2 pseudogenes are annotated in these 516 nt (G+C 38.2%); both read left to right on the top strand.

What is annotated here, in order from left to right:
- A pseudogene (locus tag ACFIMW_RS09540) lies at positions 1–204 on the top strand (integrase); the annotation flags it as partial.
- A 208-nt stretch (positions 205–412) separates the two neighbouring features.
- Positions 413–516: pseudogene (locus tag ACFIMW_RS09535) on the top strand (helix-turn-helix domain-containing protein); the annotation flags it as partial.

Below are 516 nucleotides of genomic sequence, written 5' to 3'. Positions count from 1 at the left end.
ATTGAAGCCTGCCCCCATGGTTTTCGCTCTAGTTTACGCGATTGGCTTGCTGAAACAACCGATGCCCCCTATGAGGTTGCTGAAACCATTCTAGCTCATACGGTCGGGGGGCAAGTAGAGCGTGCTTATCGTCGTACTGACTATCTAGAACAGCGTCGTGTCTATATGGAGAAATGGGCGGCTTATGTCACCGGTCAATCTTAAAGATATGGGGTGCATAACCCCATTATCTGTGGATAACTTTAGCTCTCTTCTCTCTCATTCTTTCTCAATAAGACTCATAAATTATCACATGAGAATTTATATGATAAAATATTGTTTTCTATAAATAAAATACCTTCAAAAATAAACCAAAATGTGGTTAATAAATAGTTATGATTTGTTACCATTTTTTGATAGAAAGGATTTTAGAATGACAGAAAATGATATTCTTTTAACTGACCGTGAAAGTGCAAAATTACTTCATATGAGTGTCTCAACATTCCGCCGTCATGTTACCAATGGCTCTCTCCCAAA

The organism is Bartonella sp. AC329YNZD (assembly GCF_042196685.1).
Taxonomy (GTDB): Bacteria; Pseudomonadota; Alphaproteobacteria; order Rhizobiales; family Rhizobiaceae; genus Bartonella.
Note: the sequence above shows the minus strand (reverse complement) of the source record. Positions and strands in the feature narration are given on the sequence as shown.